This is a genomic window from Streptomyces sp. NPDC016640 (assembly GCF_043076215.1).
Taxonomy (GTDB): domain Bacteria; phylum Actinomycetota; class Actinomycetes; order Streptomycetales; family Streptomycetaceae; genus Streptomyces.
This window is the reverse complement of the sequence record NZ_JBIBRG010000001.1, coordinates 385,327-410,983: the sequence shown is the minus strand read 5'-3', so window position 1 is coordinate 410,983 and position 25,657 is coordinate 385,327. Positions and strand designations below refer to the sequence as shown.

Sequence of the window (25,657 nt, the reverse complement as noted above, 5' to 3'; positions counted from 1 at the left end):
ACGGGGGCGGGGTGCGATGACGACGACCGGGGAACGCACGGGAGCCCGTACGGGGCTGTTCCGCCGCGCCGCGCGACCGTCGGAGATCACCACCCCGCCGGCCGGCACGGTCCTCCCCGACCATGCGAGGACGGGCGCCCCGGACGTCCCGGTCACGACGGCGACCCCGGCACTTCCCCCGGGCTGGGAACCGGCGGCGCCGGGGGAGGAGGGCCCGGACGGGCCCACCGTACCGCCCGTGCCGCCGGTACCGCCCGTGCGGGTTTCCTCGTCGGAGGCGGGTGGCCCCGGTGAGGGCCGGGCGCATCCCCCACAACCCGCCCCCGTCTCCGCCCCGCCCTCCGCGCCCGCCGCCCCGCTCTCCGCGCCCGCGCCAGACGTCCAGATCCAGATCAACGCCCTGCAGGCCCTGTGCCGTCAGGCCTTCGGCTTCCGCCTGGCGATGATCGCGCTGGCCGCCCCCGCCGCCCTCCTCAACGCCGGCCCCGGCTGGGGCACCCGTCTCGTCGGCATCGCGGTCGTCGTCACCTTCATGGCGTCCTACGTCCTCTTCCGCGACTGGGAACGCTTCGGCCCCCTCCTCCTGCGCCACCCCACGCTCCTCGCCGTGGACACCCTCTTCGGCTCCCTGCTCCTCGTCTCCGCGGGCCCGGACAGCACGCTCGCCTACGTCAGCGTCTGCACCCCGCTGCTGGCCGGCCTGGTCTACGGCTGGCGCGGAGCGGCCGTCTTCGCGTCCCTCCAGGGACTGATCCTCCTGCTCGTCCACGCGACCCTGGAGGACTCGCGGGCGGGCCCGGCGCAGACGTTGCTCCTGCCCGGCCTCTGCGTGATCGCGGGCGCGGCCGGCTCCAGCCTGCGCAACCTGATGCTCCGCCTCGGCACGGCCACCCAGGCGCTGACGAGGGTCCAGGCCCGCCTGGCCGTCACGGAGGCGGTCAGCGCCGAACGGGCGCGGCTGGCCCGGGAGATGCACGACTCGGTGGCGAAGACCCTGCACGGGGTCGCCCTGGCGGCCGACGGACTGGCCGGCACGGCCGGCTCGGACCGCATGGACCCGACGCTCGTGAAGCAGCAGGCGGAACTCGTCGCCCGCTCGGCCCGTCGCGCCGCCGCCGAATCCCGCGAACTCCTCACCGACCTGCGCCGCGAGTCGGACCCGGACCAGGGCACGGACGTACTGGCCGAACTGGAGGCCAGGACACGCGAATTCGGCAGCCGCACCGGCGTCCCGGCCGCCTGTCACCCCACGGGCGACCTCCCGGTCCCCCCGGTTCCGCCGGCGGTGGCCCGCCAGCTTCTCACCATCGCCTCGGAGGCCATGGAGAACGCCCACCGCCACGCCGCGCCGACCCGGGTGGAGGTCGGTGCCGGCGTCCACGGCGATCTGCTGCGCATCAGCGTCCACGACGACGGCCGCGGCCTCCCGCCCGGCACGAACCTCGAGCAACTGCGCAGAGCCGGCCACTTCGGCCTGGTCGGCATGGTCGAGCGGGCGGCCTCGGTCGGCGCCCGCATCCGCGTCGGCCGGGGCGCGCACACCAGCGGCACCGAGGTCCGCCTGGAACTGCCGCTGGCGGCCGTGACGACGACACCTCCCACGGAGGGCACTCCATGATGACGACCCCCTTCGAAAACGTCCCGCCGCCCGCCCCGCTCCGCGTGGTGGTGGCCGACGACAACCCGGTGGTCCGGGCGGGCCTGACCGCGCTCCTCACCGGCCGCGAGGACATCACGGTCGTGGCGGAGGCGGCGGACGGCCGGGAAGCCTGCGCGGCGGCCCACACCCACCGCCCCGACGTGGTCCTCCTGGACGTCCGCATGCCGAACGTGGACGGCATCTCGGCGCTCCCGTACCTGGTGGGGATCGCCCAGGTCGTGATGCTGACGTACAGCAGGGAATCGGAGATCGTCCAGGAGGCCCTGCGCAGGGGAGCGGGCGGCTACCTGGTCCACGGCGAGTTCACGGCGGACCAGCTGGTGTCGGCGATCAGGGACATCAAGGAGGGCAGGGCCCACTTCACCTCGACGGCGGCGGACGCGTTGCTGGCGCAACTTCGCCAGAGGGCGCAGCCGGAATGCACGCTACCGGACGGCTTGGGTGCGGCAACCGCAACTCGGCCGGACTATAGGCGATTCGGCCGACCCACGCCCCCCATCTCATCTACTTCTGCGGAAAACCTTTCGCGACTGCAACCGACTGTGGCACAGTCTTCGTCTGGGTGGGCAAGCGGCCGTCCGGCCGCTCCCGACAGGTCGAGGTACCGACTGAGCGCGAGGGAGGCGGAGATCATGGACCTCATCGCGTCCGGCATGAACAACCAGCAGATCGCCGCCACGTGCTTCATCAGCGAGAAGACGGTGAAGAACCACATCAACCGCATCTTCGCCAAGCTCCACAGCACCAGCCGCTCCGAGGCCGCGGCGAAGTGGCTCGGCACGGCACCGGGTTCGGGCCGAGGGACGGGGTGACCTCAGATGACGGCAGGGGAGACGAAGACCTGGGCCCGCGCTTGGGCCCGCCCTTGGGCCCTGGGACCCTCCGACGAACGGGGCGACCGGCCGTACGGTGCGGAAGTCGAGGGCGGCCTCACGAAGGAGACCGCTACCGCGTCAGCCGGAGGGGAACACCATGAGCGACCTGATGCTGAAGAGCGCCGTTGCGACCAAGGTCCGCGTCAACGGCTGGAAGAACACGACGGTCGAAGCCATGCGGCGCCGCAATGCCGACAAGGGCCAGACCGCCGTCGAGTACCTGGGCATCATCGCGGTGGTCGTGTTGATCGTGCTCGCCATCACCGGCACCAGTCTGGGTCAGACCATCCTCGGCAAGATCCAGGCACAGATCGCCAAGGTCGCTCCTTGAGGCGATTTCGCCAGGGCGGTGACGCAGGGCAGGCGTTCCCCATCTACATCACGGTGGTGGGGGGCCTGCTCTTCCTTGCGTTCGCGTACTTTGCGGTCGGCCAGGCCGCGGCAAATCGGAATGACGCACAGACAGCCGCTGACGCGGCCGCACTCGCTGCGGCTCAGGACAGGCGGGATCAACTCGCGGGCGCGTGGTTGGAGAACGTGCTCGATCCGACCAAGTGGGCGGAGATCTTCGACGGTGAAGCTGACGGGCTCGGCCTGTCGTGCTGGCGTGCGGACCAACTCGCGGCGCAGAACGATGCCGATGTCTTGAGCTGCCTCCCTGGCGCGCTCCGCTACGAGGTCGAGGTGGAGACCAACAAGTCCGTCGGGGATTCTATTGTCCCCGGCACGGAGGAGCGAAGGTCCAACGCTTCCGCCATCGCTGTGATCGAGCCGCGATGCACATTCAAGTTTCCGGCTGAGAGTGCCGACGACAACGTGTTGCCACTGCTCAGATGCAAGGGCAAGGAATGGAATATGGACCCGAAGGGCCCCATTGATCTCCTCCCTGCACCCGAGGACCTGTTCGACGTCCACCTGGCCGACTGACAAGCGAACGATGAGTGATGAAGGAAGCGGAGAGATGAGCATTCGGTTCACTGCGAAGGCCCACAGGGGGATGGTTGCGTTGACCATTGCGGCCGGTCTGGCCTTGGGCGTGGCGGGTTGCGGAGGTGGCGGTGGAGACGAAAAGCCGAAGTCTTCGTCGACGACTTCCAAGGACAGTGGATCAAAGCCGAGTACTCAAGACGAGCAGACCGAGACGCCGCAGGCCGAACTGCGGGGTACGGACGGATTGCTCCTTCAGATCGTGTCGGCTGAACGCGATACCGGTGGCTTCATCACCGTTAATGGCACTGTGAAGAACGACGGTGCCGAATCATCGGTTATTCCGCCTCAGACGAGCGGTGACGAGACCGAAGTCATCAAGCACGGCCCATCGCTCGGTGGTGCGACACTCGTGGACCCAAAGGGTAAAAAGCGCTACTACGTGCTGCGTGACACGGATGGGCGGCCGTTGACAACGACAGGCCTCGGGAGCCTTGAGGCGGGACAGACTCTGCCGGTTTTCATGCAGTTCCCTGCCCCGCCGGCGAGCACGACGGAGGTCGCCCTTCAGGTCCCCACATTCTCCAGCGGCACGATCAAGATCGCCGGATGAGGCTGGCCATGACTCGCACGCAAACCCGTCTGGCACCCCCACGCTTCGCTCTGGTCCTGACGGCCGCCACGGTCATGGTCGCCACGAACGTCTACGGCACAGTGATCGCGCACGCGGACGAAGGGCCCAGCGTCCCTCCGGGGACTGAAGCGTCCGCTTCGGCTCCCGTTGAGGTCGATCCGAACGACCCCGATCTCAAGCTCCCCGAAGGCGCCACCCTCACCGAGCCCAAGGTCCTGGACATCAAGCAGGTCGTGGAGGACCAAAGCGGTGACGAGCGTCGCGAGGACACCAACTCCGACGTGAAGTTCGCGCTCCAGGCCGAGGTGCTGTTCGGCAAGGACAGCGCGAAGCTCGGCGGGGAGGCGAAGGCCCGCATCGCCACGATCGCGCAGGAGATCAAGACCCAGGACGCGACGAAGATCCGCGTCTTCGGCTTCACGGACGACCTCGGCTCGTCCGCTCACGGCGACGTCCTGTCCCGGCAGCGCGCCAACGCCGTACACGGCGTCCTGGTGCAGGAGTTGAGCGATGCCGACCTCACCTACGAGGTCCGGGGGTACGGGGAGCAGTATCCGATCGCCGACAACTCGACGGAGGCCGGCCGGAAGAAGAACCGCCGGGTCGAGATCTCCTTCCCGCGCACGGTGACGTGACGCCCCTCCGGCCCGGTCCACGTACCGGGCCGGAGGAGGTGGGGACCCCGCCAGCCGGTGACGCGCGGCGGGCCCGGCTCGAGGGTGCCGTCCTGGTCCACCTGCCATACGGTGACGGTCTTTCCGGACGGGCAGCAGGTGGCGTCGAGCTGCCGGTGCCAGGTCCTGCGCCCTCGAACCCCCGGACGAGGGCGCACAGGACCTCACCGTGGGCAGGGCCTCACCGGGGGCGCCGGCGCGCACCTGGACGGGGAGTCGCACAACCCCCGTCACTCACCCTCCCGCGCCACCCCCACTCTCACCTCCACCCGCACCCCGGCCCGCAACCCCCACCCCGCCATCGCCCCGGCCTCGGCCTCGATGACATGCCGCGCCCGCAGCCGGGGCAGCCCGAGCCGCCCCGGCGGCATGGTGCGCACGGCGACGACCCGGAGCCGCCGGTCGAGGTAGGCGACGTCGATCGGCATGCGCATACGGAAGGTGTGCACGCCTGAGGCGGGGGAGAGCAGCAGGGCCCCGTCGAGCGAGTCCCGCCCCAGCAACCCCTTCGTACGGGCCCGGTAGGAGGTGGCGATCTCCAGGGGAACCCGCACCGGCGACCCCCCGCCCTCCCCCCGTACGGTCAACTCCCCGTGCCCGTCCCGCCAGCGCGCCATTGCCGCCCGCCCCCTCCGCCTGTCCGACCGGCCGTCCGCACCGAACGTAGCGCCCGGGGGCCTTCGGAGGTCAGTGCCTGCGGAGCCGCTCGGCCAGGGCGGCCAGCGTCTGGGCGGTCTCGGCCAGGCTGGAGGCGGCGGCCGACAGCTCCGAGGCGACGCGGGGATCGGCGGAACGGACGGGCGAGGCGGCGGGGACCGGCGTGCCGCGGTAGCCGATGGGGCCTTCGTCGTAGCGCTGGTAGTACCCGGTGAACGCCTGCCCGCCGGAAGCCTCGGTGAAGCGGACCCGGGCGAGCTGGGTCTCGCTCGATCCGGCGTTGCGGGTGATGTCGAGGCGGTAGTGCCGGTAGGCCCGGGGACGGGAGCGGAGGTGGAACTCCCGCGACTCGAAGCGCCCGGCGAACGTCTCGCCGCCGCGCGTGTCCAGCGGCGTCCAGGTGTGGCCGTCGTGGGAGCCGTGGAGAGTCCAGTCGCGGGGATCGCGGTCGGGGGCGTCGTTCGCCGACACCAGCGTGTACGCGGCGACGGCGGTGGGCCGGGCGAGGGTGAAGTCGAGCCGGGCGGTCTCCTCGAACGCCAGCCACTTGCTGCGCCGGTCCTCGAGCAGGTTGCCGGCTCCTTCGCCGCCGTCGTCGAACTCGTCGCTCGCCTCGACTTCGGTCACCTCGACCTCGGCGGAGGGGACGTGCAGCACGACCACGCCGGAGTTGCCCCGCTGGTCGCGCCACGTCACCCGCTCGACGGGGGCTCCGCCGTCGTCGACCAGCAACCGCAGTTCGTGGGAGGCGTGCCAGCCGCCGCCCCACCCCTCCTCCGTGTCGAAGCGGTGCAGGACGGACGCCGAGAGGTTCTGGGTCTCCTCCGAGTACGGCCGGCGGTCGGCCAGACGCCCGCGGTACTCGTACGCCGCGCCGTCCGCCGTGCGGTGAACGCCGTGGAAGTCGGACATGTTGGCCTGGAAGCTGACGGCGGACTCGGCCCCGTCCTCACCGCGCCAGCCGAGCTGGGCGGGCAGGGAGTGCTCGTCCCGGTCGATGTGGAAGAGCAGCTGCGGCGCCTGCTGCCAGGGGGCGGAGGCGGAGTGGGCGGGCCGGAGTTCCGTGCGGTAGGTGAAGACCGAGTCCCGGGCGGCCTCGGCCGTCCGCGCACGCTCCGAGCGGCCGCGCTCCCAGACGGGGTCCAGGATGATCCGGTAGAGCCACAGCATGCTTTCCGCCTTGGCCGAGGACCGTATCTCCAGGCTGTTGGTGCCGGGCTTCAGCAGGTGTCCGGGCACGGCGAAAACGTTGTCGTGCGGCAGGTCCCCGCCACCGGGCACGGTGAGGTCCTCGACCAGCGTCTCGCCCTGAACCAGTACCTCCATGGGGGCGTACCCGGGGGAGGAGCCGAGCCTGGAGACCAGTGCCGTGATGCTGAGCGTCGCCTGGGGAACGTCCTCCGTGTCCGCCACCTCGAAGTCGAGCGTCACGGACCCGCCCGCGCTCAACGCCAGGTGCGAGCCGGCGAACCGGGCCCCGTGATACCTGACGTCGGCGTTGGCCCGTCGAGCGGGTTCGACGGAGAAGTCCGCGTAGGTGGCCTCAAAGCCCATGGTTGCTCCAGCTTCTGCTGACAGGTCGGCGACATCGGCCGCCTCGGTGGCGGCGACTGTGATCAGGGACCTTAGTGCGCCGGTCCGACAACGCGGGCGGTGCGCGGCGGCAGCGGCGTGAACAACCGTGCCCGGAAGTTGATTTGGGCCCACGGGCCCATGCCCCGGCCACCTGCCCCTTCCTACGCTCGGGGCCTGCCGTGAACCGAACGCGGTTGCGGGTCGGGGGACTTGAGGAGGCGCGTCATGGCCTGGGGCGGGGGAGGAACGGAGCCGGGGGCCGCGCGGGCACCAGGGCACGGGGGAGGACGGCGGGACATGCCCCGCCCCCTGTCCCTGGCCCTGCTGCTCGTCGACGCGCTGTTCGCCCTCACGGTGCTCGGCGGCCTGGGCCTGCTCCTGACGGCGGCGTCGCTCGACGCGGTGGACGGCACCCTGCTCGCCCAGGTGGCCTACGCCGCCGCCCCCGGGGTGCTCGGCCGGTGGCTGGCCCGCCGCACCCGGCGGGGCGGGACCCCGGTCCGGCTCGGACTGATCGCCGTACAGGGATGGCTGATCGTCGGCTCGATGTCCGGTCTCGCCGGCGGATCGGCCCGCGGCCTCACCCAGTTGCTCCTCCCACTCCTCGTCCTGTTCCTCCTGACCCGCCCGGAGAGCCGCGACTGGTACCGCCTCGCCGAACCGGACCGGCGCGCGCCCCGCCCCTTCTCCCCGGCCCGGATGATCCGCGCGCGCCGGGACGACGGCCAGACGGCGGTGGAGTACGCGGGGCTGGTCGCGGTCGTCGCGGCGATCGTCACCGCCCTCGTCGTCTCCGGCCTCGGCACGCAGGTCCTCGCCGGCATCCAGTCCCAGGTGTGCCGCGTCACCGGCACGGCGTGCCCCGCGCCGGGCGGGGGCGGCGGGGACGGCCGGGTCACGGCGGAGGAGGGCGGCACCGCGGGGCCGGGAAACCCCGGCGGCGACGGGGACGACACGGCGGCGGGCACCCCCGGCCCCGGGGACACGCCCACCGAGCCGGCCGGCGACGACCCCTCCCGCGTCGACCCCGTGGCCGCCGAGGACGAGATCGACGAGCCGCCGTACGACGACCCGGCCACCACCACGGACGGCGACGGCGAAGACGACAGCGACGACGACGACGGCGACGACGACAGCGACGACGGCGACGGCGACGGCGGCTGCTTCTCCGGCTTCGGCGCCTTCCTCGGCTGCGCCGGCGACCAGTTGGGGCAGGTGGGCGGAGGCCTGTTCGTCGACGGTGTCTGGGGTGACGTCACCGGCATCCGGGACGTGGTCACCCGTCCCGTCGACACCTGGAACGGTCTGATGGACTACGGCCGTTCACTGGGCGACGAGTGGTGGAGCGGTACCGCCGACGCCCGCGGGAAGTGGGACGACGGCGACTACCTCGGCGCGATCGGGGACTGGGGCGGTGCCTCGATCGGCACCGGCGGCACGGTCCTCTTCGACTCCTTCGTCGGCGACGACGTCGTGGACCGGTGGAACGACGGCGACGGGACCCGCGCCGTCACCACCGTCGTCTGGAACGTCGGCTCCCTCTTCATCCCCGGCTACGGCGAAGTGAAGATCGTCGAGAAGGCCGGCTCGCTCGGCCGGCTGAGCGGAGTCGTCGACGACGCCACCGGGGCCGCCCAGGACGCACGGCGCGCGGCCGAGGCGGGCGACCTGGAGGCGCTGGAGGACGCCGCCCGGCGCGCCGACGAGGCGGCGGACGAGGCGGAGGACGCGGCCCGCAGAACCGGTTGCACCCTCTCCGCACCGCCCCGCGGCATCCCGTACGGCGAAGGCGGCGGTCCGCGCCCCGGCCCGCACGGAGGACCCGGCACCGGCACCACCGTGCTCGCCGCCGGCCCCGCCGCCCACCGCCCGCACGTCGTCCTCGCGGAGGGCGGCTGCGACGAGGAAGCCGGGGAGCAGGCCGAGACGGCCCGCGCCGCGGAACGCCAGGCCTACCTGGACCGCAAGCGCGCCCAGGAGCCGGAGCGCGCCCGGGAGGCCTCGCGGAACAAGAAGCAGTGGCCGGGGCCCGCGCACGGCGACAACAAGGACCCCCGCAACTACAACCCGCCGGACTGGGCCGGGGACCTGGACGACCGTACGTACGGCGACGCGGACAACGGCGACGGCTTCTGGGCCGGCCGCGACCGCAACCCCGCGCCCACCTGGAAGAACGAGTCGTGGCTGCGCTACCAGGAACAGGTCACCGGCACGCGGCGCGGCTACGAGTACGTCGTCCCGCACCCCGACCCGGACGTACCGGACGTCGAGTTCGACGGCTGGGACTCCTCCCGCCGGACCTACCTGGAGGCGAAGAACGGTTACGACGGCTTCCTGAGCGCCGACCGCACCGAACTCACGCCGTCCGGCACGGAACGCCTGCTGGCCGAGGCCCGCAGGCAGGTGGCGGCGGCGCGCGGCAAGGGGATCGAGTGGCACTTCTCCAACGAGGAGGTCGCCGACGCGGCCCGGGACGCCTTCGAGGACGCGGGCCTGGACATCGAGGTCGTCCACACGGCCCCCGACGCGGTCGCCGGCGACCGGCGCCCCGAGGCGTTCGACTGACGGGGCGGCAGGCCCCGTACGTCCTAGGCTGAGGAACGCGGACGTGGGCGAGGGACGACAGAAGACCTGGACCGGAAGGGAACGGGAACGCGACATGCGGCGCGTGGTGCGGGGCTTCTGGGGCCCCCGGCAGGAGTCGGCGGAGGAACTTGCCGCACGGTGGAGCACGACGCTGGACCGGTTCGCCCGACTGCTGCCGGAGGCCATGGGGACATCGGCCGGCGGCCCGCCGGCGTGGCGCACCGTCCCCGCCTCCGGACCGGCCCGTACGCTCCGGCCGGACGAGTCGGCCCTGCTCGGTGCCCTGCGCTCGGCGCAGGCCGCCGACGGCTGGTCCGCGGCCGACGGCACCTCACTGCGACTGCTCGCCGCCGACGCGGCCGACGGCTGGAAGGTGGAGATCGCCGCACTCGCCGGCGGGACCCCGGAGTCCCTGCTCCAGTCGGTGGTCGCCACGATCGTGTCCCCCGACGGCAGGCACCTCCCCGACGCCGAACTCCTCACCGCCGTCGCCGAGGTGTGGCATCCGGACTACGGCGACGTCGGCGACCGCGCCGTGACGTCCGCGTTGAAGAAGGAGGCGGGCTTCAGGATCGGCACACCCTCGGTCGGGTGGGTCGGCTACCTGTCCGCGGGCCGTGCGGCCCGCGTCCCCGCCGACCTGCTGCCCGGCCGCAGGGAACTCTCCACCGGGGGCGTGCTGCTGACCATCGCGCCCCCCGGCGACACGGCGGCCGTGGTCACGGCGTACCGGGCGCTCAGGGAGACCGGAGCCGTCGACCCCCTGCCGCACCCGATGACGAGGCCCGCGCTGTGACCGCCCGCGCCGGCGAGTCCTTCGACACGGCCCGCGCCGTCTCCTCCGTCGACGCCGCCCTCGCCACCCCCCTCCCGGAGTCCGGCCCGACGACCGACGAGGGCGAACCGGTCACCGGCGAGTGGGTGTCGACCCGCGGCGAGGGCTTCCTGCTCCTCCCCCTGTGGGAGAGCGATGCCCTCACGGGCGTGTACGGCAGCGAATGGGACGAGGCCGAGGCGACGGCCGAAGCCCACCTGAGCGCGCTCACGACGGAACTGGACCGCCGCTGGGGCCCCCACCGCACGGTGAGCATGCGCGTACCCCTGCTCCGGCGGGGGACCGGGGACCCCCTCCCCGAGCCCTTCCACACGCTGTCCGCCAAGGACTGCTACGGCGACCTGTCGCTCTGGGGCCCGCTGCCCACCCCGGCACCCCGCTGGGCCGCCGTCTCCCTCAACCAGTCCGACGGCGACGCCCCGATGATCCTCACGGCTCTGATCAGCACCCACCCGCTCACGGACCCCGCCGACCCGCCCCGAAGCCGGTAGCCGGTAGCCGATAGCCGATCCGGGCCGGTTACCGGTAACCGAGCGGAGTGGAAGGACCTGCTCCGCCGGCGGGGTTACCCACCCGACCCGTCGCGGGTAGGACCCCACCATGACCACACTCGGCGCAGTCTTCCGCCCCCAGCTCGCCCCCGAGCGGCTTCGCAGTGTCGCCCGGCTCGCGGATGACGTCGGGCTGGAGGAACTCTGGTTGTGGGAGGACTGCTTCCGGGAGGGTGGGATCTCGACCGCTGCGGCCGCGTTGGCGTGGACCGAACGGGTGCGGATCGGTGTCGGGCTGCTCCCGGTGCCGTTGCGGAACGTGGCCGTCACCGCGATGGAGGCCGCCGGCCTGCACCGGATGTTCCCCGGGCGCGCGATCCTCGGGGTCGGACACGGCGTGCAGGACTGGATGGGTCAGGTCGGGGCGCGGGCCGGGTCGCCGGTGACCCTGTTGCGGGAGCACCTGATCGCGCTGCGTGCCCTGCTGGGCGGGGAGCGGGTCACGACCCGGGGGCGGTACGTCAGGCTCGACGACGTCGCTCTCGACTGGCCGCCGCGGGGCCCCGTCGAGGTGCTCGCCGGTGCCACCGGGCCGCGTACCGTGCGGCTCACCGGTGAGGCCGCGGACGGAACCATCCTCACCTGCACCACCTCCCCCGAGGGGGTACGGCGCGCACGCAGGCTCATCGACGAGGGGCGGGCCGCGGCGGGCCGGAGCGGCGAACCGCACAAGGTCGTCGTCTATCTGCTCGCCGCCACAGGGGCCGGCGCCGACGAGCGGGTGCGGGCCGATCTGATCGCCGAGGGCGCCGGCGGGGAGGCGGATCTCGGGGCGGCCGGGGACGCCGGTGCCGTTGCCAAGGCGGTCGAGCGGCTGGCCGAGGCCGGGGCCGACTCCGTCATCGTCCAGCCGACCGGTGACGAGCCGGACCCCGAGGGCTTCGTGCGGTTCGTGGCGGAGGAAGTGCGGCCCCTGGTGCCGTGAGCGCGGGCCTTCGAGCGTGCCGTCGCGTGCCCTCCGGGCGGGTCTTCGCGCGTGGGCGCGGGAGTGGACGAGCGGGCGACAGCAGAGGGCACGGTCGTGCGGGGTCGGCTGATGGCCGACCAGCGGACGCGCATGTTCGAAGAGCTCATCGCCGAAGGGGCCGCCGCTCCCACCGAAAGGGCGCGACCAGCGGCACCGCACGTCCATGAGTGTCCGCGTGTCGTCATGGGCCGCGGCCGGGCCGCGGAACACGGCAGCGCACGGTCCGGGCCGAGGTGACGCGCGCGGGCAGGGCCGTGCAGGACGGTGCCGTGCAGGACGGTGCCGTGCGGTGGAGGGGGCCGCGCGGCGTCCGATCCCGCGGTCCGCGACGTCGCCGTCGGACCGAGCGGGCGCTGCCTGCGGGGCCACCCGTCGAGGGGACGGCCGGAAGAGTATGGTGGCGTCGGCGCCCCGGTGTCACATCCTGCACACCGGTCACGGCAGCGTTCTGTTTTCGCGGAACATCGCCGGATTCCGGTCACGCCAACCCCCGGAATTATGGCTTCCAGGGCCATCCAGGTGTTGCCGGGTGACTTCGGAGAGTAGTTGTGGCCCGCCAATGCACGCAGCATCACTTACAAAGGGTTATGGTGGAAGCCCCCCCTCGGGCCGGTCCGTCTCCCCCCCACGGACCGGCCCGTTTTTTCTTGCCGCCCGGCGGCGCCCCCGCCCCGCGCACGCCCCGGACCGTGATCTCCGTGACGTCCGCGCTCGCGGTGCTCCTCACCCCCGCCCCGAGCCGCCGCCCCGAGCCACCGTCCTGAGCCGCCGTGATCGCTCCGCCCGGTCGGGGCACGGCGGGGCAGGAGGCCCCGCGGTGCCGGGCGAACGGCGTGCCGCCGCGGTGGAGCCGGCGCGGCGGTACGGCCGGCGAGGGCACCACCCCGACTTTGGGGACCCGTGCCCCGGCGGGGGTAGGCTTCGCCCCCGGGGACCGCCATACGGACAGGGCCGCCCGCGGCCGAGACCGGACCGCTTGCCGTGCGACACGGCGGGGCGACGCGCCTGTCCGATCCGCACGGAGGGGCTGACGATCACGTGAACCTGCGCGACAAGCTGCGGGGCCTGCTGGTCAGGCTGTACGCACGCCGGGTGGAAGGCCACCTGGACACCGCTCAGGTGCCCAAGCACATCGGCGTCATCATGGATGGCAACCGCCGGTGGGCGAAGGCCGCGGGTTCCAGCACCGTCCACGGCCACCGGGCCGGCGCGGAGAAGATCGAGGAGTTCCTCGGCTGGTGCAGTGAGACGGACGTCGAGGTCGTCACTCTCTGGCTGCTGTCGACGGACAACTTCGACCGGCCCAAGGAAGAACTCGTTCCGCTGCTCGGCATCATCGAGGACGTGGTTCGCACCCTCGCCGCCGACGGCCGCTGGCGCGTGCATCACGTCGGCACGCCCGATCTGCTGCCCTCCGGGATGCAGACCACCCTGAAGGAGGCCGAGGAGGCCACCGCGCACGTCGACGGGATAGTCGTCAACGTCGCCATCGGGTACGGCGGTCGGCAGGAGATCGCCGACGCGGTGCGGTCCATGCTCCTCGACGCCCGGGAGAAGGGCACCTCGTTGGAGGAGCTCACCGAGGCCGTCGACGTCGACATGATCGGGCGTCACCTCTACACCCGGGCCCAGCCCGACCCGGACCTCGTCATCCGCACCAGCGGCGAGCAGCGGCTGTCCGGATTCATGCTCTGGCAGACCGCGCATTCGGAGTACTACTTCTGCGAGGTCTTCTGGCCGGCCTTCCGCAAGGTCGACTTCCTGCGCGCACTGCGCGACTACGCCGCCCGCCACCGGCGCTACGGCGGCTGAGCGGCCCTCGGGCCCGCAGGCTCCCAGGACCCGACACCCCCGGCGTCCCCACACCCCCGGCGTACCGGGCCCCCGGACCCGTCGGCCCCGTCGGCCCGTCGGACCCCTCCCGCCCCGGTCGTCACGAGCTGTTCACCGGGGCGCCGTCATGGGCCGTGGCATGGCGGCGCGCGTTCGAGGGCATAACCCAGACAGGTCGACGCCCGAACCACGGGTGTCGGATCTCAGCGGACGGCTCGGGGCCGTCCGCCCGGGAGGCCCTTTGCATCAGCCCGACCGTGCGGTCACGGTGCGGAAGAAGCAGTGGAGGGCCGGTTTCCGGCCCGCCGTGCAGGGCGGCCGACAACCGGTCGGGATTCTCCCGCCCTCCCGGTCCAGCTTCCGCTCCGTCGCTCCCCGACCTCATCCGAGGGGGTACGTCCTTCCGTGGTGACCAGCGCAAAGCGCCACAAGCCAGACCGGCGCACGTATGTTCTCGACACCAGCGTCCTGCTGGCCGATCCAGGCGCCCTGAGCCGCTTCGACGAGCACGAGGTCGTGCTCCCCATCGTCGTGGTGACGGAACTGGAGGCCAAGCGGAACCATCCCGAACTCGGCTACTTCGCCCGCCAGGCGCTGCGCCTGCTGGACGACTACCGGGTGCGGTACGGCCGTCTCGACGCCCCCATTCCGACCGGGGACCTCGGCGGGACCGTGCGGGTCGAGCTCAACCACTCGGACCCCAGCGTGCTGCCCAGCGGCTACCGCCTGGGGGACAACGACTCCCGCATCCTCGCGGTCGCCCGCAACCTGCAGGCCGAGGGGTTCGACGTCACCGTCGTGTCGAAGGACCTGCCGCTCAGGATCAAGGCGTCCTCCGTCGGTCTCCTCGCCGAGGAGTACCGCGCGGAACTCGCCATCACGGACGCCTCCGGCTGGACCGGCATGTCCGAACTGACCCTGCCCGGCGAGCAGGTGGACGTCCTCTTCGAGGAAGGGCACGTGTACGTGCCCGAAGCGGCCCACCTCCCCGTGCACACGGGACTCACCCTCCAGTCCGAGCGCGGCAAGGCCCTCGGCCGGGTCACCGCCGAGGGCAACGTCCGGCTGGTGCGCGGCGACCGGGAGGCGTTCGGCATCAAGGGCCGCAGCGCCGAGCAGCGGATCGCGCTCGACCTGCTGCTCGACCCGGACATCGGGATCGTGTCGATGGGCGGCCGGGCCGGCACCGGCAAGTCGGCGCTGGCGCTGTGCGCGGGGCTGGAGGCGGTGCTGGAGCGCCGGCAGCACCAGAAGGTGATGGTCTTCCGTCCGCTGTACGCGGTGGGCGGGCAGGAGCTCGGCTATCTGCCCGGCACCGAGGCGGAGAAGATGAGCCCCTGGGCGCAGGCCGTCTTCGACACGCTGTCGGCGGTCACCAGCCGCGAGGTCATCGAGGAGGTCACCGCGCGCGGGATGCTGGAGGTCCTGCCGCTCACCCACATCCGGGGCCGCTCGCTGCACGACGCGTTCGTGATCGTGGACGAGGCGCAGTCGCTGGAACGGAACGTCCTGCTGACCGTTCTGTCCCGGATCGGGGCCAATTCGCGGGTCGTTCTGACCCATGACGTCGCCCAGCGGGACAATCTGAGGGTCGGCCGGTACGACGGTGTGGTCGCCGTCGTCGAGAAGCTGAAGGGGCATCCGCTCTTCGCCCATGTGACCCTGGCCCGGTCCGAGAGGTCCCAGATCGCCGCCCTTGTGACCGAAATGCTCGAGGACGGGCAGATCTGACCCCCGAGCGCAACAAAGAGTGATCGTGCAGTAGTTGGCGCCGTCCGGAAAAGGCGTAGAGCCTAGCCGGGCGGCGCCGACGCGTGTGCGGATTTCCGGGAATCCTCGGGGCCGAACGAGGTGTGAGCTTTCACACGCAACAGGAGATTGCCTCGCGGCGTCGGGTTACGGCAGAGTCTCACTCCTGTCAGGCCCCGCATACGACACAGCCGTACCCCCAGCGGTCCGGCGCCACAGTGAGCACAGTCCAACTGCATAGCGTCGTCGTATGCCGCCCGAGCTACACGCGGCGCTCCCCTCGCGGGAGTTGCCCACCGGGCCCGTGCCTTCCGTGACCCGTAGTTGGGGAGGCCAGTGCTGGGGGCACGATTGCGTCCGCGAGGGTCACCGAAGCGGGCGATGCTGGAAGGAAACCGTGTGAGCCGGATCTCGGTCCGGGGATTCGCAGTGGCCTCGGCCACGGCGGTCACCGCTGTCGGAAGCGTCGTCGGCGTTGCCTCGGGCAGCACCGCGCAGAACAACGACGCCGAAGCGACGGCCAGCGGCACCACCCTGCTCGCGGACATCCCCGCGGGCCAGCAGGCCCAGGTGCAGACCGCGTCCCTGACGCAGCAGGCCGAAACGATGGCCATCGCCGCGGACGCGACCGCGAAGAAGGACGCGGAGGAGGCCGCCCGCAAGGCCGCCGCCGAGATCGCGATCGCGAAGAAGAAGGAAGCCGCCGAGAAGGCGGAGCGCGAGGCCAAGGAGCGCGCGGAGGCCAAGGCCGCCGCCAGCCGCGACGTGGTCCGGGACGCCTCCGAGATCGCCGTCCAGAGCTCGTACACGGTCGCCGATGTCCAGGCCATGGCGCGCCAGCTGGTGCCCGCCGACCAGTTCCAGTGCTTCAGCAACATCGTGGACCACGAGTCCAGCTGGAACTACCGGGCCGACAATCCCACCTCCGACGCCTACGGCCTCGTGCAGGCGCTTCCGGGTTCCAAGATGGCCTCCGCCGGAGCCGACTGGATGACGAACCCGGCCACCCAGATCAAATGGGGTCTGGGCTACATGAACGACCGGTACGGCAGTCCCTGCGGTGCCTGGAACTTCTGGCAGGCCAATCACTGGTACTAGACGTACCGGCGGGACCGGGAGCCCATCGCCCCGGCCGCGCTCGATCCCGGCAAAGCCCCGCACCGTTCTACGGTGCGGGGCTTTCGCCATGTACGGTCTGACCGACGACTCCCGGGGGGAGTGGTGGGGAGAAACGGGGGAAGAGGACGGATCATGTCGCGAGTGCCAAGGTGGCTCGGCCGGGTCGGAGCCGGACTGACCGCGGTCAGCAAGCGGTTGGACGAGCGCCGCGCCGAAGTGGAGTGGGACCGCCGCCCCGACGCGGACACCGGAGCGGAGACCGCCCCGCCTCCCGGCCCGCCGCCGACGACGGCCGAGTACGCCGCCGCCGTCGTCCAGGCCCGCCCCGACCCGGCGCAGGCCGTGCCCTGGGGGGTACGGGTCGCGGCCGAGGCCGGCTGGCGGCTGCTGGTGCTGGCCGGCACGCTCTGGGTGCTCATGCGGGTCATCAGCGCCGTACAGCTGGTGGTGCTGGCGTTCGCGGCCGCGCTGCTGATCACCGCGCTGCTCCAGCCGACGGTGGCACGGCTGCGGCGGGCAGGGGTGCCGCGGGGGCCGGCCACCGCCCTGACGGCCCTGTTCGGGTTCGTCGTGATGGGGCTCATGGGGTGGTTCGTGACCTGGCAGGTCATGGAGAACATCGACACCCTCTCCAGCCAGATCCAGGACGGCATCGACGAACTGCGCAACTGGCTGCTCAACAGCCCCTTCCACGTCACCGACAAGCAGATCAACGAGATCGCCAGGAACCTGCGGGAGGCGGTCGGCGCCAACACCGAGCAGATCACCTCGGCCGGTCTGGAGGGCGTGACCGTCGTCGTCGAGGCGCTCACCGGCATCCTGCTGGCGATCTTCTCGACGCTGTTCCTGCTCTACGACGGCAAGCGGATCTGGCAGTGGTCGCTCAAGCTCGTCCCGGCCGCCGCCCGTCCGGGTGTCGCCGGTGCGGGTCCGGCCGCGTGGCGGACGCTCACGGCGTATGTGCGCGGCACGGTGATAGTGGCTCTGATCGACGCGATCTTCATCGGCCTCGGCATCTACTTCCTCGACGTGCCGATGGCGGTGCCGCTCGCCGTCTTCATCTTCCTGTTCTCGTTCATCCCGCTCGTGGGCGCGGTGGTGTCGGGAGCGCTGGCGGTGGTCGTCGCACTGGTCACCCAGGGGGTGTTCACGGGCGTCATGACGCTGCTGGTGGTGCTGGCGGTGCAGCAGATCGAGGGGCACATCCTCCAGCCGTTCATCCTGGGCCGCGCGGTCCGGGTCCATCCGCTCGCGGTGGTGCTGGCGGTCGCCTCCGGCGGCATGGTGGCCGGCATCGGCGGCGCGGTGGTGGCCGTACCGCTGGTCGCGGTGACCAACACGGTCGTCGGCTATCTGCGGGCGTTCTCCCACGAGACGACCGTGCGCCACTCCCCGAAACCCCGGGGCGCGACGGCGATGTCGCAGGCGGACGCCCCGGCTCCCGCGGCGCCCGGGACGTCGCCGGAGCCGCCCGCGGCGGAGAGGCGGCCGGGGGAGCAGGGCGATCCGGGCGAGGGACAGGCCCCGCACAGGCCCGTAGCCCCGTAGCCCCGCAGGCTCGTAGTACGGCAGCCCCGCAGTACGGCATCGGGCCCGTCCACCCTGATCGGTGGACGGGCCCGAGGTCCTGCGGGGGGCGGAATCACTCCGCGAGGGCCGCCTCGGCGTCCAGCGTGGCGGCGACCGCCTGGATCACCGCGGCGATCTTGAACGCCTCCTGGACGGTCTCGCGCTCCAGGCCGGCCTTGCGCAGCACCTGCTCGTGGGAGTCGAGGCACATGCCGCAGCCGTTGATCGCGGACACCGCGAAGGACCAGAACTCGAAGTCGACCTTGTCGACGCCCGGGTTGCCGATGACGTTCATCCGCAGGCCGGCGCGCAGGGTGCCGTACTCGTGGTCCGACAGCAGGTGGCGGGTGCGGTAGAAGACGTTGTTCATCGCCATCACCGCGGCGGCGGCCTTGGCGGCCGTGTACGCCTCCGGCGACAGGTTCGCCTTCGCCTCCGGCTCCAGCTCGCGCAGCACGATGGCCGAGCGCGAGGCGATCGCCGTCGACAGCACCGTGCCCCACAGCTGCTGGGCCGGCAGGTCGGAGTTGCCGATGACCGAGCCCAGGTTGAGCTTCAGGTCCTTGGCGTAGTCCGGTATACGGGACTTCAGGGAGTCGAGCGACATGTCAGGTCACTCTCCGGACAGCAGCGCGACCGGGTCCAGGGTCTCGTCGCCCTTGGACCAGTTGCACGGGCAGAGCTCGTCGGTCTGCAGGGCGTCCAGGACCCGCAGGACCTCCTTGGGGTTACGGCCGACGGAGCCGGCGGTCACCATGGAGAACTGGATCTCGTTGTTCTGGTCGACGATGAAGACGGCGCGCTTGGCGAAGCCGTCCTCGCCCTCGATGCCGAGGTCGCGCATCAGCTCGTGCCTGGAGTCCGCCATCATCGGGAACGGCAGGTCGCGCAGGTCGTCGTGGTCCTTGCGCCAGGCGTGGTGGACGAACTCCGAGTCACCGGAGAAGCCCAGGACCTGGGCGTCACGGTCGGCGAACTCGTCGTTCAGCTTGCCGAAGGCGGCGATCTCGGTCGGGCACACGAAGGTGAAGTCCTTGGGCCACGCGAACACGATCTTCCACTTGCCCTCGTAGGTCTTGTGGTTGATCGTCTCGAACTCCTTGCCCTTCTCCAGCGAGACGCAGGCGGTCAGTTCGAACTCGGGGAACTTGTCACCGACAGTGAGCACAGGCTCTCCTTGCAGCGAAGAAACACCGGGATTGCTGGTGTTTCCCATGGGTTGGACCTGGATGATGTTGGCACAGGGTGCATTGATTAGTGAAATAGCTACACTCGGTCGTGTTGATCGGAGGGGGTTATCAGTGACCGTGGGTAATAGACCTCGGCAGCCGAGTCTCGCGCAGCTGCGGGCGTTCGCCGCGGTGGCCGAGCATCTGCACTTCCGGGACGCCGCGGCGGCGATCGGGATGAGCCAGCCGGCCCTCTCGGGGGCCGTGTCGGCGCTGGAGGAGACGCTGGGCGTCACCCTCCTGGAGCGTACGACGCGCAAGGTGCTGCTCTCGCCGGCCGGTGAACGGCTCGCCGTCCGCGCCAAGGGCGTGCTCGCGGAGGTGGGGGCGCTGATGGAGGAGGCCGACGCGGTGCGGGCGCCGTTCACCGGGGTGCTGCGGCTGGGGGTGATCCCGACGGTGGCGCCGTACCTGCTGCCCACCGTGCTGCGGCTGGTCCACGACCGCTATCCGCACCTCGACCTCCAGGTGCACGAGGAGCAGACCGCCAACCTGCTGGACGGGCTGGCCGGGGGCCGGCTCGACCTGCTGCTGCTCGCCGTGCCGCTCGGCGTGCCCGGCGTGACCGAGCTTCCCCTCTTCGACGAGGACTTCGTGCTGGTCACGCCGCTGGACCACCATCTCGGCGGGCGGGAGGGCATACCCCGCGAGGCACTGCGCGAGCTGAACCTGCTCCTCCTGGACGAGGGCCACTGCCTGCGTGACCAGGCCCTGGACATCTGCCGCGAGGCCGGCCGCGCGGGTGTGCCCGCCACGACCACGGCGGCGGGGCTGTCCACGCTGGTGCAACTGGTGGCGGGCGGCCTCGGGGTGACGCTGCTGCCGCGCACCGCCGTCGACGTCGAGACCACCCGCTCCAGCCGTCTGCTCACCGGCTGCTTCGCCGATCCGGCCCCCACCCGCCGGGTCGCCCTCGCCATGCGCACGGGCACGGCCCGCGCGTCGGAGTACGAGCAACTGGCGACGGCGCTGCGCGAGGCGATGCGCGACCTCCCGGTACGGACAGTCAGCCACTGACGCCCGTGCCCGGGCCCACCCCCGGTCCGGTGCCCGCCCTCGCCCTCGCCTCCGCCCCCGTAGCCCGCCGGATCGCTCCGGCGGGCCGTTCCGGCTCGCGGAGCCGGGGGGGGTCACTCCGTGCGGAGGCCCTCCGGGCGCATCATGCGCAGGAGGGGTGGGAGGCTCAGCAGGGTCACCAGGAGGACCACCGCCGCGCCGGCGCCGGTCAGCTGGAGCACGCTCGTCCAGTCCACCCGGACGGAGGCCGAGGCCATCCGGAGCAGCACCGCGCCCAGGGCCATGCCCACCGCCGAGGCGAGCAGCAGGCCCAGGCCGATCGGGATCGCCGTCTGCCACAGCACCGACAGGCTCAGGGTGCGCCGCCGGGTGCCGAAGGCGACCAGGGCCGACAGCAGCTTGCGGCGCTCGCGCAGCTGCTCCAGCTGGGAGACCAGCAGGCTCGCCCCGATCAGCGCCAGTACGGCGGTGGCGCCGACCAGCAGGCCGGTGCGGATGGTGTCGTAGCGCGTGGCACGATCCGTGGCGTGCCACGCCATGGACTTGACCAGCGGGTCGAGCGCCGCCGCCGCGTTGTGCACGTGCTCCGGGGCGTCCGGCACCGCCGCGTCGATCGACAGGTACAGCTCGCCGGAGACCGCCTCCGCGAGGCCGGCGGGCGCCGCCCCCGGGGTCATCAGGAAGCCGCCGCGCTTCGTGCCGGACAGGTCCTCGACGGACTCGGCCCGCTTCAGCTCCTCGGGGAGGACCCAGGCGAGGTCCTCGCCCCCGGCGCCTGCGGCGGCCGTCTCCAGGTACAGCGTCCGGCCCGGCTCGCTCAGCGACGGTGTGGCGGTGTCGTACTCGCCGCCCCGCACCGAGAACACGTCGCCGTCCTCGCACGAGGGCAGCCTCGCCACCTCGCGCAGGGTCGCGCAGTCGCCCACGGTCAGCTGGGCGGTGAGTTCCGGCTCCTGAGCCCAGGGCCGGTCGGCGAGATAGCCGTCGGACAGCGCGTAGACCCTGCTCACGCCCTTGGCCTCCGCGAGCGACGCCGCGGCCGGCGCGAGTTCCGTGCCCCGCGGCAGCTGGACGTGCATCTGGGCGCGCGAGGTGTCGTAGCCCGTGTCCCTGGTGTAGTCGTTCTCGACCCCGGCGAACAGCATCTGCAGCGCGATGGCGCCGGCCACCGCCACCGCGATGCCGTTGACCATGCGGGCCGCCGCTCCGCTGCTCAGCTGAAGCCGCCGGACCGCCAGCTGCCAGGAGACGCCGCCCGCGCCGAGCCGGGCGACCACCGTCTCCACGATCCACGGCAGCAGCGCGGTGACCCCGACGAGCAGGCACATCACACCACCGACGACCAGGTACTGGTTGAAGTCCCCGCCGTCCCTGCCCTGCCCGATCATGGGGGCGAGCATGCCGATCCCGGCCAGCGGCAGCAGCAGCCGCCACCACAGCCGGCGGCGCGCGGGCCGGGCGGTACGGACCACGCCCAGCGGTTCGATGACCACCCCGCGCAGCGCGAGGAGCGTCACCAGCACCGCGGCCGCCGGGACCGCCGTCGCCACCAGCAGCACCAGCAGCGGCGAGGGGTTCAGGTAGCTGGGGAAGACGCTGATGTGGAACACCTCGAAGGACGCCGCCGCCTCGCGTCCGGCCAGGAAGAAGCCGGTGCCGAGGACCAGCCCCAGCAGTGCCCCGGCGAGCGCCTCGCCCGCGGCGATCCGCCGGGTCATGCCGCCGTCGGAGCCGACCAGTCGCAGCGCCGCCAGCCTGCGGTCGCGCCGCTCGCCGCCGAACCGCACGGCCGCGGCGATGAACACCGCCACCGGCGTCAGCAGCACCACGAAGACCACCAGGATCAGCAGCACGAGGACCGGATCCAGCGGCTCCTCGGGGCTCGGGTCGGGGCTGCCGAAGCCGTCGATGCGGGTCGCGGCCGACGTGCCGGCCCGTTCGCCGAGGCCGTCGGAGCCCGCGTAGTAGGCGAGTTCCTGGGAGCCGATGAGCCCTTGCTCGCCGATCGTCCCCACGACGTCGTACGGCAGCCGCTCGCGGAGCAGCCCGCCGCCGTCGGAGTCGAGGAGTTCCCGCAACGCGGGGGAGACGACCATCTCGCCCGGCGCCGGGAACGCGTCCACGCCCGGCGGCAGCGGGGCCCGGGGGCCGTCCGGCTCCACCAGCCGGCCGCGGATGTCCCGTTCCCGGTACGCGGTGTCGGTGGTCGCGACGACCAGGGTGTCGTCCGCCCGGGGGATCTCCTCGGAGCTGAAGGCGTAGTCGAGCCGCGCCTCCTCGCGCCGGTCGCGTTCCGCCAGCGCGCCCGGCAGGGCGGTGGTGAGAAGCAGCAGCGCCACCCCCAGTCCCACACCGACGGCGGTGAGCAGCGCCCGGATCCACCCCTCGCGTCCGCCGGCGAAGGCGAACCGGATGCCCATGGCCAGATCCCGGGCCCACCTCCGCGTGCTCATACGGCGCGCTCCATGTCCCGGGACTTGCCGTCGCGCACGACGATCTCGCGGTCGGAGTACGCGGCCACCCGCGCCTCGTGCGTGACGAGGACGACGGCGGCCCCCGAGGACCGGGCGGCTTCGGTGAGCAGTTCCATCACCCGCTCGCCGTTCAGCGAGTCGAGCGCACCGGTCGGCTCGTCGGCGAAGAGCACGCGCGGGTCGGTGACCAGCGCCCGGGCCACGGCGACCCGCTGCCCCTGTCCGCCGGACACCTCGCCGGGACGCTTCGCGCGGAGGTCGTCGACCTCCAGCCGCTCCATCCGGGCCAGCGCCGCCCGCTCGGCCTCCTTGCGGGAGGTGCCGTTCAGCCGCAGCGGCAGGGCGACGTTCTCCACGCAGGTGAGCTCCGGTACGAGCTGGCCGAACTGGAAGACGAAGCCGAACTCCGTGCGCCGGAGCGCGCTGCGCCCGGCGTCGTTCATGGCGGTCAGCTCGCGCCCGTTGTACGTGATCGACCCGGAGTCGGGCGGGACGATCCCGGCGAGGCAGTGCAGCAGCGTCGACTTGCCGGAACCGGACGGTCCCATCACGGCGACGACCTCGCCGGGGTGGATGGAGAAGTCGGCGCCGTCGAGCGCGGGGGTCGGGCCGTAGGCCTTGCGCAGGTCCCGGGCCGTGAGGAGGGAACCGGTGGGGTGGAAGGTCATCGGGCCACCGCCGCACGGAGCTTGTCGAGACGCGCCGCGGTCAGTTCCAGCCAGCGCAGGTCGGCCTCGAGGTGGAACAGGGCGTGGTCGCAGATGAGCTGGTCGGCGAGATCGCCCTTGCGTTTGCGGTCGGTGAGGATCCGCATGCCGCGCAGATGCTCCGAGCGCTGCGTGTCGAGGATGTCGGCCGCGTCGCGGCTGGTGAGCAGGGCCAGTACGACCTTGGTGTACAGCGTGGACTGGAGGTACGGCTCCGGCTTCTCCGGTGTGGCGAGCCAGCGCTCGACATCGGTGATGCCGGCCTCGGTGATCGCGTACCGCTTCCGCTCGGGGCCGCCCCCGGCCTCGATGCCGTCGACTTCGACGAGCCCGTTCTTCAGCAGGCGGGACATCGTCGAGTAGACCTGGCCGTAGTGGAGCGGCCGGTCGTGACCGAACTTCTCGTCGAAGGCCCGCTTCAGGTCGTAACCGTGGCGCGGGCCGGATTCCAGGAGCCCCAGAAGGGTGTGACCGATGGACATGCGGAGCACTCTACACACTGCGTATACACGGCGTGTATACGCAGTGTGTGCAGATCCGGGCGGAGGGTGGGAGAGCCCAGGTGGGGGCCGATTGTCACAGTTCCGCTACTGGGGCCGGCGCCCGTCGCCGGGTGGCTGGACGGGGGGCTGGGAGGGAGGCTGCGCGGGCGGACGGCCGCGGCGGGGAATCGGCCCGGCCTCACCCGGCAGCCGTCCCGCCTCCGCGAGGGCGCGCCGCAGCAGGAACTCGATCTGGGCGTTGGCCGAGCGCAGTTCGTCGTTGGCCCAGCGCGCCAGCGCCTCGTACACCGACGGGTCCAGCCGCAGCAGCACCTGCTTGCGCTGCGGCCGGCCCTGGGGGGCGGAACCCCCGGCGGGAGCCGTCACTGGTAGAGGGTCCCGGTGTTGAGGACCGGCTGGGCGGAACGGTCACCGCACAGCACCACCATCAGGTTGGACACCATCGCCGCCTTGCGCTCCGGGTCGAGGTCCACGATGTCCTGCTCGGCGATCCGGGCGAGCGCCGTCTCGACCATGCCCACGGCGCCCTCCACGATCAGCTGCCGCGCCGCCACGACCGCGCCGGCCTGCTGCCGCTGGAGCATGGCCGAGGCGATCTCGGGGGCGTACGCGAGGTGGGTGAAGCGGGACTCGATGATCTGCACGCCGGCCGCCTCCACGCGTGCGTGCAGTTCGACGGCGAGCTTCTCGGTGATCTCCTCGGCGTTGCCGCGCAGCGAGAGGCCGTCCTCGTCGTGGGCGTCGTAGGGGTACTCGATGGCGATGTGCCGCACCGCCGCCTCGGTCTGGGTGGAGACGAACTCGATGTAGTCGTCCACCTCGAAGGTGGCCTGGGCGGTGTCCTCCACCCGCCACACCACGACCGCGGCCAGCTCGATCGGGTTGCCGTAGGCGTCGTTCACCTTCAGCACGGCCGTCTCGTGGTTGCGGACGCGCGTGGAGATCTTGGTGCGCGAGGTGAAGGGGTTCACCCAGCGCAGTCCGTCCTGCCGGATCGTGCCCCGGTAGCGGCCGAAGAGCTGCACGACCCGCGCCTCGCCCGGCGCCACCATGTTCAGCCCGCACATCGCGAGGAACGCCGCGAGCGCGATCAGGACGCCGCCGACGATCAGTACGGCCTTGACGCCGGCCCCGCTGACGGCCGTGGCGGTGACGACCAGGGCCGTGCCGGCCAGCAGCCCGACCAGTCCGAGCAGCAGCGCGAACCCGCCGCCGATGCTGTGCGCCGTGACCTCCCGCACGCGCGGGGCCGGCATCTCGGGCACGTCGGCCGTCATCTGTGTGTCATGCGCGGACATGGGTGGTCCCCCCGTTTCTCCGGCGCCCACCGTGCGGGCGGCCGGCTAGCGTTGCTCTATCTTAGTGATATCAGATTATCCGATCTCGGCAACCCCACGCCCCTCCCGTACGTCGGTTCCGGTGGGACGGGTGCTGATTGTCACGCCCGTAAAGACCGGATCGGCAGGCCTTTGTCATACCTCCCGGTGTTAGCTTTCTGAGCTGACCTGAGCGGCGA

At 72.0% G+C, this 25,657-nt stretch carries 24 protein-coding genes; 15 read left to right on the top strand and 9 right to left on the bottom strand.

Annotation, left to right across the window (positions count from 1 at the left end; genetic code table 11):
- The first annotated feature begins 16 nt into the window (after positions 1–16).
- The 6 genes from ACF07S_RS01900 to ACF07S_RS01875 all read left to right on the top strand — a co-directional run bounded on the left by ACF07S_RS01900 (position 17) and on the right by ACF07S_RS01875 (position 4,731).
- On the top strand, positions 17–1,618 hold the full coding sequence (locus ACF07S_RS01900) for a sensor histidine kinase (RefSeq protein WP_391973203.1): 1,602 nt from the start codon (positions 17–19) through the stop codon (positions 1,616–1,618).
- On the top strand, positions 1,615–2,472 hold the full coding sequence (locus ACF07S_RS01895; RefSeq protein ID WP_391973202.1) for a response regulator: 858 nt from the start codon (positions 1,615–1,617) through the stop codon (positions 2,470–2,472). The genes ACF07S_RS01900 and ACF07S_RS01895 overlap by 4 nt, the downstream gene beginning before the upstream one ends.
- A gap of 160 nt (positions 2,473–2,632) precedes the next feature.
- Positions 2,633–2,866: a hypothetical protein gene (locus ACF07S_RS01890; protein WP_391973201.1), complete on the top strand. Its 234-nt coding sequence runs from the start codon at positions 2,633–2,635 to the stop codon at positions 2,864–2,866.
- The gene (locus ACF07S_RS01885) at positions 2,863–3,462 is read left to right on the top strand and encodes a pilus assembly protein TadG-related protein (RefSeq protein ID WP_391973200.1); all 600 of its coding nucleotides are present in this window, start codon (positions 2,863–2,865) and stop codon (positions 3,460–3,462) included. The genes ACF07S_RS01890 and ACF07S_RS01885 overlap by 4 nt, the downstream gene beginning before the upstream one ends.
- 34 nt (positions 3,463–3,496) lie before the next feature.
- Entirely contained in the window at positions 3,497–4,075 is a 579-nt protein-coding gene (locus ACF07S_RS01880) for a hypothetical protein (protein ID WP_391973199.1), read from the top strand.
- Between the two features lie 8 nt (positions 4,076–4,083).
- Positions 4,084–4,731: an OmpA family protein gene (locus ACF07S_RS01875; RefSeq protein WP_391961551.1), complete on the top strand. Its 648-nt coding sequence runs from the start codon at positions 4,084–4,086 to the stop codon at positions 4,729–4,731.
- A gap of 269 nt (positions 4,732–5,000) precedes the next feature.
- On the opposite strand, the gene ACF07S_RS01870 is transcribed toward ACF07S_RS01875, so the two are convergent.
- Together ACF07S_RS01870 and ACF07S_RS01865 are read right to left on the bottom strand one after the other, a co-directional pair.
- Entirely contained in the window at positions 5,001–5,387 is a 387-nt protein-coding gene (locus ACF07S_RS01870; protein WP_391973198.1) for a DUF192 domain-containing protein, read from the bottom strand.
- A 70-nt stretch (positions 5,388–5,457) separates the two neighbouring features.
- Complete coding sequence (locus ACF07S_RS01865; RefSeq protein ID WP_391973197.1) at positions 5,458–6,981, bottom strand: alpha-1,2-mannosidase; 1,524 nt, start codon at positions 6,979–6,981, stop codon at positions 5,458–5,460.
- Between the two features lie 318 nt (positions 6,982–7,299).
- Here ACF07S_RS01865 and ACF07S_RS01860 point away from each other — a divergent pair, with 318 nt between their 5' ends.
- From ACF07S_RS01860 to ACF07S_RS01825, 8 genes are all read left to right on the top strand, one after another.
- A complete protein-coding gene (locus tag ACF07S_RS01860) occupies positions 7,300–9,567 on the top strand; it encodes a Tox-REase-5 domain-containing protein (protein ID WP_391973196.1) in 2,268 nt (755 codons plus the stop codon).
- A 94-nt stretch (positions 9,568–9,661) separates the two neighbouring features.
- The gene (locus tag ACF07S_RS01855) at positions 9,662–10,384 is read left to right on the top strand and encodes a hypothetical protein (protein WP_391961867.1); all 723 of its coding nucleotides are present in this window, start codon (positions 9,662–9,664) and stop codon (positions 10,382–10,384) included.
- Positions 10,381–10,914 (top strand): hypothetical protein, encoded by a 534-nt coding sequence (locus tag ACF07S_RS01850; RefSeq protein WP_391961547.1) that lies wholly within the window; start codon positions 10,381–10,383, stop codon positions 10,912–10,914. The genes ACF07S_RS01855 and ACF07S_RS01850 overlap by 4 nt, the downstream gene beginning before the upstream one ends.
- 109 nt (positions 10,915–11,023) lie before the next feature.
- Entirely contained in the window at positions 11,024–11,899 is an 876-nt protein-coding gene (locus ACF07S_RS01845; RefSeq protein ID WP_391961546.1) for an LLM class flavin-dependent oxidoreductase, read from the top strand.
- Between the two features lie 1,080 nt (positions 11,900–12,979).
- A complete protein-coding gene (locus tag ACF07S_RS01840) occupies positions 12,980–13,753 on the top strand; it encodes an isoprenyl transferase (RefSeq protein WP_391961545.1) in 774 nt (257 codons plus the stop codon).
- Between the two features lie 426 nt (positions 13,754–14,179).
- A complete protein-coding gene (locus tag ACF07S_RS01835; protein ID WP_391961544.1) occupies positions 14,180–15,505 on the top strand; it encodes a PhoH family protein in 1,326 nt (441 codons plus the stop codon).
- 417 nt (positions 15,506–15,922) lie between these two features.
- A complete protein-coding gene (locus ACF07S_RS01830; RefSeq protein WP_391961543.1) occupies positions 15,923–16,621 on the top strand; it encodes a transglycosylase SLT domain-containing protein in 699 nt (232 codons plus the stop codon).
- A gap of 153 nt (positions 16,622–16,774) precedes the next feature.
- Positions 16,775–18,190 carry an AI-2E family transporter gene (locus ACF07S_RS01825; RefSeq protein WP_391973195.1) on the top strand — a complete coding sequence of 472 codons (1,416 nt, stop codon included), beginning with the start codon at positions 16,775–16,777 and terminating at the stop codon, positions 18,188–18,190.
- Positions 18,191–18,284: 94 nt separating this feature from the next.
- On the opposite strand, the gene ACF07S_RS01820 is transcribed toward ACF07S_RS01825, so the two are convergent.
- Together ACF07S_RS01820 and ACF07S_RS01815 are read right to left on the bottom strand one after the other, a co-directional pair.
- The gene (locus ACF07S_RS01820) at positions 18,285–18,818 is read right to left on the bottom strand and encodes an alkyl hydroperoxide reductase (protein WP_359987542.1); all 534 of its coding nucleotides are present in this window, start codon (positions 18,816–18,818) and stop codon (positions 18,285–18,287) included.
- A 6-nt stretch (positions 18,819–18,824) separates the two neighbouring features.
- Positions 18,825–19,379, bottom strand: a complete 555-nt coding sequence (locus ACF07S_RS01815) for a peroxiredoxin (RefSeq protein ID WP_391961541.1) — start codon at positions 19,377–19,379, stop codon at positions 18,825–18,827.
- Positions 19,380–19,512: 133 nt separating this feature from the next.
- Between ACF07S_RS01815 and ACF07S_RS01810 the strand changes: the two genes are divergently transcribed.
- On the top strand, positions 19,513–20,457 hold the full coding sequence (locus tag ACF07S_RS01810; protein WP_391961540.1) for a LysR substrate-binding domain-containing protein: 945 nt from the start codon (positions 19,513–19,515) through the stop codon (positions 20,455–20,457).
- A 113-nt stretch (positions 20,458–20,570) separates the two neighbouring features.
- Here ACF07S_RS01810 and ACF07S_RS01805 read toward each other — a convergent pair whose 3' ends face one another.
- The 5 genes from ACF07S_RS01805 to ACF07S_RS01785 all read right to left on the bottom strand — a co-directional run bounded on the left by ACF07S_RS01805 (position 20,571) and on the right by ACF07S_RS01785 (position 25,439).
- Entirely contained in the window at positions 20,571–22,910 is a 2,340-nt protein-coding gene (locus ACF07S_RS01805) for an ABC transporter permease (protein ID WP_391973194.1), read from the bottom strand.
- A complete protein-coding gene (locus tag ACF07S_RS01800; protein ID WP_391961538.1) occupies positions 22,907–23,599 on the bottom strand; it encodes an ABC transporter ATP-binding protein in 693 nt (230 codons plus the stop codon). The genes ACF07S_RS01805 and ACF07S_RS01800 overlap by 4 nt, the downstream gene beginning before the upstream one ends.
- Positions 23,596–24,120 (bottom strand): PadR family transcriptional regulator, encoded by a 525-nt coding sequence (locus tag ACF07S_RS01795; RefSeq protein WP_391961537.1) that lies wholly within the window; start codon positions 24,118–24,120, stop codon positions 23,596–23,598. Before ACF07S_RS01795 ends, ACF07S_RS01800 begins: the two co-directional genes overlap by 4 nt.
- A 105-nt stretch (positions 24,121–24,225) precedes the next feature.
- Entirely contained in the window at positions 24,226–24,507 is a 282-nt protein-coding gene (locus ACF07S_RS01790) for a hypothetical protein (RefSeq protein WP_391973193.1), read from the bottom strand.
- The gene (locus ACF07S_RS01785) at positions 24,504–25,439 is read right to left on the bottom strand and encodes an SPFH domain-containing protein (protein WP_391961535.1); all 936 of its coding nucleotides are present in this window, start codon (positions 25,437–25,439) and stop codon (positions 24,504–24,506) included. Before ACF07S_RS01785 ends, ACF07S_RS01790 begins: the two co-directional genes overlap by 4 nt.
- Positions 25,440–25,657: the final 218 nt, after the last annotated feature.